The following is a 7171-nucleotide window of genomic DNA, read 5'->3' on the forward strand; positions in this document are numbered from 1 at the left end:
GCCGCTCCGGAGGCTGCGGCGACATCCGGTGGAGCAACTGGTGGCGGCCCGATGAGTAGCCGCGGCCGATGGGATGTTCGCGACCTGCCGCCCAGCACGGCAGGGCCTTCCTGGTGACCGGAGGCGCGTCCGGCATCGGCTACTTCATCGCCGAGCAGCTGGCGGGCGCGGGTGCCACCGTGATCCTCGCGGGGCGCGACAGCGCCAGGGCCGAACTGGCCGAGCGGGCGATCCGGTCCCGCGTTCCCGGTGCCTCGCCGCGGCCCCTTCTCCTGGATCTCGCCGATCTGGCAGCTGTCCGCACGGCGGCGGACGACCTGAGCGGCTCCGTGGAGCGGCTCGACGGTCTGGTCCTGAACGCCGGATTGATGTCGCAGCCGGAGCGTCGCGAGACGGTCGACGGCAACGAGCTGGTGTTCGGTACGAATTGTCTCGGTCACTTCGTCCTGGTGGCCTCGCTGTACCCGCTGCTCGCGCGCACCGCCGACAGCCGGATCGTCACTGTCGGCAGTGCCGCCGCACGGCTGGCGGAGCTGGACTTCGACGACCTCCAGGCCGTGCGGCCCCCGTACAAGGGGTTTCGCACGTACGGACAGGTGTTTCATCGCCAGCAGCGGACCACAGACGTTGATGTCGTATGCCCGGCGAAACCGTTCGACGTCCGTCTCCGCCAGACTTCCCAAGGTGGCCGGAGCGCCGGCGCAGTTCACCAGTACATCGACTCGGCCGCACCGTTCCGTGACGGCCGCGGCCAGGTGCTCGACGTCCTCTTCCCTGGTGACGTCAGCACGTTGGAACCATGCCTCGCCGCCCAGGTCCGCCGCGAGCGCCTCGCCCCGGTCCGTCCGCCGGCCGACCAGTACGACCTGGGCGCCCTCCTCGGCGAATCTCCGCACGATCGCCGAACCGATACCACTTGTCGCGCCCGTCACCACTGCGACCGCGCCGTCAAGCTCATTCATCACCACACCACCCAATCGCTCTTATCGTTATTCTTCATCCCAAATGTCTGGTCAGTCAGCCCCCAGCGGAGTGGCTGTTTCCCGGTCGATCGGCGGAGGAGAGAACAGAATGCCGCGTACCACGCTTCAACCGCCGGAGCTTTTCAACAGCCGGCCCTGGGGGTTTTCGCAAGTGTCGATCTCCCCTCCGGGGAGAATCGTGAACATCGCCGGCCAGGTCGCGTGGGACAGCAACCACGAGGTCACAGCTGTGGGGCGGGAAGCGCAGCTCCGCCAAGCGCTCAGGCATGTCTTCGTCGCTCTCGAAGCCGTTGGCGGTACACCGGACGACATCCAGATCCTCCGGCTCTACCTTCCCGGTTTCGAGTCCGGCCCCGAGGCGGACCTGGTCGGGCGCGTCCTCGTCGACACATTCGGATCGGAGAACCCGCCCCCTTCCTCATGGATCGGGGTGCAGGCCTTGGCGCAGCCGGAGTATCTGGTAGAGGTCGAGGCCATGGCAGTCGTCCCGGACAGCAACGTCCCGGTGGATGGAGGCGTAAAGCGGTAGTCGTCGCCGCGATACCGCCGGGCAAGAGGGCTGCGACCGTTGGAACATCACGTGCGCGCGGATGACGTGGCGGCGCTCGGTTCGGGTTCCGGACGTGGTAGTCGACAGGGATGAAGCCTTCTGGTGACGCGGTCCATTCATCCCGGTTCGGACGGCTGCGCCGCGTGATCAGCCGTTCACCTGTCGGCCGCGGCTGGCGGCGGAGCAGTGACCTTGAGCTGTGGTCGCTTGCCCTGGGGTTCGCGGCGCTGGGGCTCCTCACACTGGTGCCGCTGCTGATCACCGTCGCCGCCGCGGATCCGGAGCGCGGGTGGGGGTTCGCCGAGTGGCTCGGAGAAGGGCTCGGCGTCTCGATCGCCTCCAGAGCGGAAGTCGGGCAGTTGTTCACCCGGCCCGCCGAGGTACTGCGGACGACAACCGCCTTCGGCATCGCCACTCTTGCCGTATTCGGTCTGAGCTTCGGTGCGGCGGTGCAGGGAGGCTACGAGAAGATCTGGGGTCTGCCGCCGGCCCGCTGGAGGGCCAGGTGGCGGCATGTGGTGTGGCTCGGCGTCCTGACCGGATACCTCTTGCTCTCCGGCACCGCCACCCTGCGGCGCGAGCCCCTGGGGGGTGGGGCCGTCGCGTCGCTGAGCGCCCTCCTGTTCCTCTGGTGGTCCCAGCGACTGCTGCTCGGCGGGCGGATCCGCTGGCGTGCCCTGTTTCCCGGCGCGGTCGCCACCGTGATCGGGCTGCTCGGCCTGAGGATCTTCTCCGGGCTCGTCTTCTCGCCCCTGATCGCATCCAGCGCCGTCAGCTACGGCCCCATCGGGACCGTCCTGGTCATCCAGTCCTGGCTGGTCGGTGTGGGAGTCGTCGTCTTCGGCGGTGCCATGGTGGGCCGGCTGCTGCACGAGGAACTGCCCCGCATGAAGCACGCGCTGAATCAGCGCAGGGGTGACCGTCGCGACCGCGGACGCGGCTGAGCGGCGTCAGCACGGGAGGACGGCGTGGATGGTTTTCCCCGGGCCGGGGCCGGGCGTGATGGTCACGTTGCTGGCGAGGCGGCGGATCATGTGCCAACCGAAGCCTCCGGTGCCTCCGTTGAGGTCCGGGGTGCGCTCGCGCGGCGGGAGCGGGCTGGGGTCGCAGACGGCGACGCGTACGGCATCGGGGTCGGCGGTGAGTTCGAGTGTGTAACGGCCGCCACCGTGACGCAGTGCGTTGGTGGCGAGTTCGGACACCACGAGGGCCAGGTTGTCGGCACTTCCGGTGTCGGGTGCGGGGCTGAGGCTGTTGAGGAAGGCGCGGGCCACGTCGCGGGCCCGGGCGATGCCGGCGGGGCTGTCGTCCGCGAGCACGAGAGTTGCGGGAGCCGACGTACTGGTCGGCATGGTGCCGTTCATGCGCTTCACCCACCTGTTCCGGTTGCTGCGCTGAAGTGGTCTTGTTCCCGGCCCGTCGGCCTCCACACTCCCGGCGGAGACAATTTCCCGTGCGTTCGGGTGACAGCACGCCGCACTCTGACATCACAGAAAATCTGTCGTGGCGGGAGTAGACATCCGACTTTGCGCGGGGCTAGAGTTCTACTCGTAGCCAGACAGTGAAGAGGGCACGGCAGAGATGAACTGCCGTGCATGCAGGTCAAGCAGAGTGTGGAACGGCAGTGGAGTGGCGGGGCCGGAATCGGTGGGTCCCGCGACTGGCTGCCGGGCCGTGCGGCCCCGGGGGCCGCAAGCAGTCCCGCAAGGTCCAGCAGTACGACCCGAAGGAAGTAAGGAGTAGACACCGTCAGGATCGCCCGGGCGAGCACCACGACGCTCGGGTACCGCAGGCCCCAGAACGGAAGGTGGTCCCCGGTCACGCATACGCGATCCCCGCAACCCCGCCAAATCCCCCGGGCGGCAAGCGGAAAACGAAAGCCGACGCACCGAGTCGGCAGATGGTGTTGAAACCCCGGGCCCGGGTGCCGTTACGGCACCCGGGCCCCTCGACGCGTCCCAGAAAAAGAGGTGCTATGCCCCCTGAGAAACCCCGCCCCGCCGACAACCTCGACGACGACGACTACCCCGCGTACACCATGGGCCGCGCCGCCGACATGCTCGGCACCACCCCGGCCTTCCTCCGTGCCCTCGGCGAAAACCGGCTCATCACCCCGCTGCGCTCGGACGGCGGCCACCGGCGCTACTCCCGCTACCAGTTGCGTATCGCCGCCCGCGCCCGCGAACTCGTCGACAACGGCACGCAGATCGAAGCCGCCTGCCGCATCATCATCCTCGAAGACCAGCTCGAAGAAGCCCTCCGCATCAATGAACAGCAGCGCCGCCACGCCCAGTAGCGGTCGCGGCGCGCCGCCTGGGCCGGGTCGGCCGCGGCACTGCGCCAACGGCCTTCGGTGGAACGGGGTTTCGCGTGAGGAACCGCGGGCAACCGGCGTGCATGGGCGGCAACGGTCGCCCGGTGCCCACTGGTTGAGGTTCAGAGCGGATTGGACGTGCGGCGTTGATGAAGCGAGTCGCTCTTGCTCCGCGTGCGGTGCGGCAGCTGCGCCGTGTCCGTTCGGTGTATCTGGTCGGGGTGATGCTGTCGGTGCTTGGCTTCGTCCTGGAGTCGGGCCGGACCGTCGGCGACCGGCGGCTGGAGATCGTAGGGGTCTTCCTGGTGGTGTTCACCGCGCTGCTGGGTCTGACCGTGGTTCAGCTGTGGCGTCACCGGAAGACAGTTCACTGCAGTACGTCGAAGAGGCTGACCCCCTCCGGCTGAACTCCGGCCGGGGCGGTACGGGTTCGGGTCGAGTGCTTCCGGAAGCGTGATGGGTGGCGATGCGGGGCCCTTGCTTGTGCTGCCGCGCCGGCATCGGCCGGGTCAGGTGAGCGTCAGCCCGTACGCGGTCAGCACCTCGCTGACCGGCTGCCAGTACGTGACGCCCGACGTGGTGCAGGAGGTGGTGCCGCCGGACAGCAGGCCGAGCGCCAGGCTCCCGGAGAAGGAGGCCGCTCCGCTGTCGGCGGGGGCGGCGCAGGCGTTCGCGCGGAACAGCCCGTGGACAGCACCGGCACCGCCGTAGTTGATGGACACGTTGACGGCCTGCACGCTGGTGGTCTGGCAGTTGTAACCAGCGATCCTGAACGGCATCCCGACCCGGGGCTCGACGGACCCGGTGATGTCGACCTCGCTCTGTCCGCACCGGACGGTGCCCGGCCGGGGAACGGTGGGGTTGTCGTACCGGACGACGCCGTAGTCGTTGCCCGGGTAGCTGGAACCGACCGTGGGGCCGATGTACGTGGTGAGTGACGGGTTCAGATACCAGTGGCTCACGTCGTTGGTGCAGTGCCCCGCGGTGACGAAGTAGTCCTGGCCGTTGTTGACCGCGTTGAAGCCGAGCGAGGCCGTCGCGTCGAACCCGTAGATGTACTCGCCGCCCTTGACCAACGGCGCCGTCTCATCGGCCGGCTTCCCCAGCCCGGCGGCGGTGGCCAGCTCGCCGGGGATCCGCTCGAACTCCAGCGCGCCGGCCAGTTCGCCGGCCGTGCGCCGGATGTGCCCGATCTCCTGGGCGGAGACCGTCTCGTCCACCGACACCCGGACCTTGCCGGTCGCCGGGTCCACGTTCCACGCCGTGCCCGCGACGTCCGCCTCCAGGACGGCTCCCCGCACGGTGTTGAGCTCCACGGCGCTGAACGTCCCGTCCGCGGTCCGGCCGTTCGCCGAGCCGGGCGCCAGTATCCCGGCGGCCAGCGCCACCAGCGCCCCCGCGACCGCTGCCGATCTGACGCGGGTGGCATGCCTGTTCTTCATGTGCGCCTCCGTTCACACCATCACGCCCTTGTGGCGTCTATGTGTTCACGACAACTCTTCCCCGGATCGACCCGGATCGACCCGGGGCGCACCTGGCCTCCCGGCCTGAGCTCTTGTCGCTTCGCGGATTGCAGAGTCCGGTCCGTGCTCGCCGACCGCTGACAGGCTCCACTACTCGGTGATACCGTGTAGTGGTACTCGGTACTACGTAGTACCGCTGGGTCGAGGAGGACTCGCGATGGACGACCTGACGGAGATGCTGAAGGGCACCCTCGAAGGGTGCGTGCTCGAAATCATCGGCAGCGAGGAGACCTACGGGTACGCCATCACCCGTCAGTTGAACGAGCTCGGCTTCGCCGATGTCGTCGAGGGGACGGTGTACACCATCTTGCTGCGACTGGAGAGGAACAAACTCGTCCAGGTGACGAAACGACCATCCGGGGTCGGTCCGCCGCGCAAGTTCTACGCACTCAACGACGCCGGACGCGAGGAACTCGCGAAGTTCTGGACGAAGTGGCAGTACGTCTCATCACGCATCGACAGGCTCAAGGAGGGCGGAAGATGAACTTCTGGGAGACCATCACAGGCAGCGATCTCACCAGGGAATGGAAGGCGTTCGAAGCCCGGGCCGAGGCCCTGCCGGACGACTACCGGGCGGCGTGGGAACAGATCAAGGGCCACCTCTTTCCCCATGGGGACTTCACCGGCCGCAACCTGATGCCGATCCTCGACGCAGCCCTGGGGCTGCTCGAAGAAACAGCGGCGGACGGTCAGAGCGTCCATGAAGTGCTCGGCGACGACATCCAGGGCTTCTGCACGGCGCTTGCCGGTGGAGAAGGGGCTCGAACCTATCGGGACCGGTGGCGCGAGCAGTTGAACAGGAACGTCGCAAGGAAACTGAGCAGGCTGGGAGGCTGACGTGGGCATCCAGGACATCATCGAGGGCAAGAAGCAGTGGCGGGCGCACATGGCCCGGGTCAAAGCGCTCCCGCCGGACTACCAGATCGTCTACAAGGAGATGCAGAAGTACTTCTTCAAGATCGGACCGATGGACCTGCCCGACGGGCCCCTGCTCCCCGGGATCGTCGACTTCTTTGAGGAAGGCGCCGCCGCGGGCAAGGGGGTCTTGCAACTCATCGGCAACGACGTCGCCGCGTTCTGCGACGACCTGGTCAAAGACTCACCCACCTATGCGGACGCCTATCAGGAGTCCGTGAGCGGCGAACCCGGCACGGCCGAGAAGTAACACCGTCGCCTCGCGCCAGTCGGGGTAGCCCTCAAGCGCGGCACGTTCATCTCCTCGTAGTGCGGGCCGGCGCGGGGCGACCGGCAGCCACAAGCCGCCACAGATCCCGTTCGCCGAGGCGGTCGTGCAGGCGGGCGAGGCTGGCTCAGCCCTGCGCGAATGTCCACGCCGAGGGGTCTCCGGCGGCGGTCCTCTCGACACCCCTTCCTTGTCCCTTCAGCTTTCGAAAGGAAGCGCCATGCCTTCATCTGTCATGCCCACATCCAGCCAAGGTGACGGTCACCCGTCGCCGACCGCGGTCTCGGCTGTCGGTCTGCGCAAGTCGTACGGTGAAAGGCTCGTCCTTGACGGGATCGATCTGCGTATCCCGGCCGGGTCCGTGTTCGCGCTGCTCGGGCCGAACGGCGCCGGTAAGACCACCGCCGTGAAGATCCTGTCCACGCTCATCTCCGCCGACGCCGGTGACCTGCGTGTCGGCGGGCACGATCTGGCCGCCGATCCGCAGGCGGTGCGTGCCGCGATCGGGGTCACCGGGCAGTTCTCCGCCGTCGACGGTCTGATCACCGGCGAGGAGAACATGCTCCTCATGGCGGACCTGCACCACCTCTCCCGCGCCGAGGGACGCCGCTCCGCCGC

10 protein-coding genes and 2 pseudogenes are annotated in these 7171 nt (G+C 68.0%); 9 read left to right on the forward strand and 3 right to left on the reverse strand.

The window, feature by feature from the left end; translation table 11 throughout:
* Positions 1-68: 68 nt before the first annotated feature.
* Positions 69-518, forward strand: a pseudogene (locus IEY79_RS38480) (SDR family NAD(P)-dependent oxidoreductase); the annotation flags it as partial.
* 84 nt (positions 519-602) lie between these two features.
* On the opposite strand, the pseudogene IEY79_RS38485 reads toward IEY79_RS38480, so the two are convergent.
* Positions 603-962: pseudogene (locus IEY79_RS38485) on the reverse strand (SDR family oxidoreductase); the annotation flags it as partial.
* A gap of 109 nt (positions 963-1071) precedes the next feature.
* Between IEY79_RS38485 and IEY79_RS30825 the strand changes: the two are divergent.
* On the forward strand, positions 1072-1512 hold the full coding sequence (locus IEY79_RS30825; protein WP_189110925.1) for a RidA family protein: 441 nt from the start codon (positions 1072-1074) through the stop codon (positions 1510-1512).
* 110 nt (positions 1513-1622) lie between these two features.
* Positions 1623-2477: a YhjD/YihY/BrkB family envelope integrity protein gene (locus IEY79_RS30830; RefSeq protein ID WP_229701258.1), complete on the forward strand. Its 855-nt coding sequence runs from the start codon at positions 1623-1625 to the stop codon at positions 2475-2477.
* A 6-nt stretch (positions 2478-2483) separates the two neighbouring features.
* On the opposite strand, the gene IEY79_RS30835 is transcribed toward IEY79_RS30830, so the two are convergent.
* On the reverse strand, positions 2484-2897 hold the full coding sequence (locus IEY79_RS30835; RefSeq protein WP_229701259.1) for an ATP-binding protein: 414 nt from the start codon (positions 2895-2897) through the stop codon (positions 2484-2486).
* A 611-nt stretch (positions 2898-3508) separates the two neighbouring features.
* On the opposite strand from IEY79_RS30835, the gene IEY79_RS30840 reads away from it, so the two are divergent.
* Positions 3509-3829 carry a MerR family transcriptional regulator gene (locus IEY79_RS30840; RefSeq protein ID WP_189110926.1) on the forward strand — a complete coding sequence of 107 codons (321 nt, stop codon included), beginning with the start codon at positions 3509-3511 and terminating at the stop codon, positions 3827-3829.
* A gap of 167 nt (positions 3830-3996) precedes the next feature.
* A complete protein-coding gene (locus IEY79_RS30845; protein WP_189110927.1) occupies positions 3997-4254 on the forward strand; it encodes a hypothetical protein in 258 nt (85 codons plus the stop codon).
* Positions 4255-4356: 102 nt separating this feature from the next.
* Here IEY79_RS30845 and IEY79_RS30850 read toward each other — a convergent pair whose 3' ends face one another.
* The gene (locus IEY79_RS30850) at positions 4357-5289 is read right to left on the reverse strand and encodes a S1 family peptidase (RefSeq protein WP_189110928.1); all 933 of its coding nucleotides are present in this window, start codon (positions 5287-5289) and stop codon (positions 4357-4359) included.
* 238 nt (positions 5290-5527) lie between these two features.
* On the opposite strand from IEY79_RS30850, the gene IEY79_RS30855 reads away from it, so the two are divergent.
* The 4 genes from IEY79_RS30855 to IEY79_RS30870 all read left to right on the forward strand — a co-directional run.
* Positions 5528-5854 (forward strand): PadR family transcriptional regulator, encoded by a 327-nt coding sequence (locus tag IEY79_RS30855; protein WP_189110929.1) that lies wholly within the window; start codon positions 5528-5530, stop codon positions 5852-5854.
* Positions 5851-6207 (forward strand): DUF1048 domain-containing protein, encoded by a 357-nt coding sequence (locus IEY79_RS30860; protein ID WP_189110930.1) that lies wholly within the window; start codon positions 5851-5853, stop codon positions 6205-6207. The genes IEY79_RS30855 and IEY79_RS30860 overlap by 4 nt, the downstream gene beginning before the upstream one ends.
* Position 6208: 1 nt before the next feature.
* Positions 6209-6535: a DUF1048 domain-containing protein gene (locus IEY79_RS30865; protein ID WP_189110931.1), complete on the forward strand. Its 327-nt coding sequence runs from the start codon at positions 6209-6211 to the stop codon at positions 6533-6535.
* Between the two features lie 238 nt (positions 6536-6773).
* Positions 6774-7171, forward strand: a 398-nt coding sequence (locus IEY79_RS30870) for an ATP-binding cassette domain-containing protein (protein WP_189110932.1), incomplete at its 3' end; no start/stop codon positions are given.

Origin of the sequence: Streptomyces camponoticapitis, assembly GCF_014646115.1 — a bacterium.
Classification (GTDB): domain Bacteria; phylum Actinomycetota; class Actinomycetes; order Streptomycetales; family Streptomycetaceae; genus Streptomyces; species Streptomyces camponoticapitis.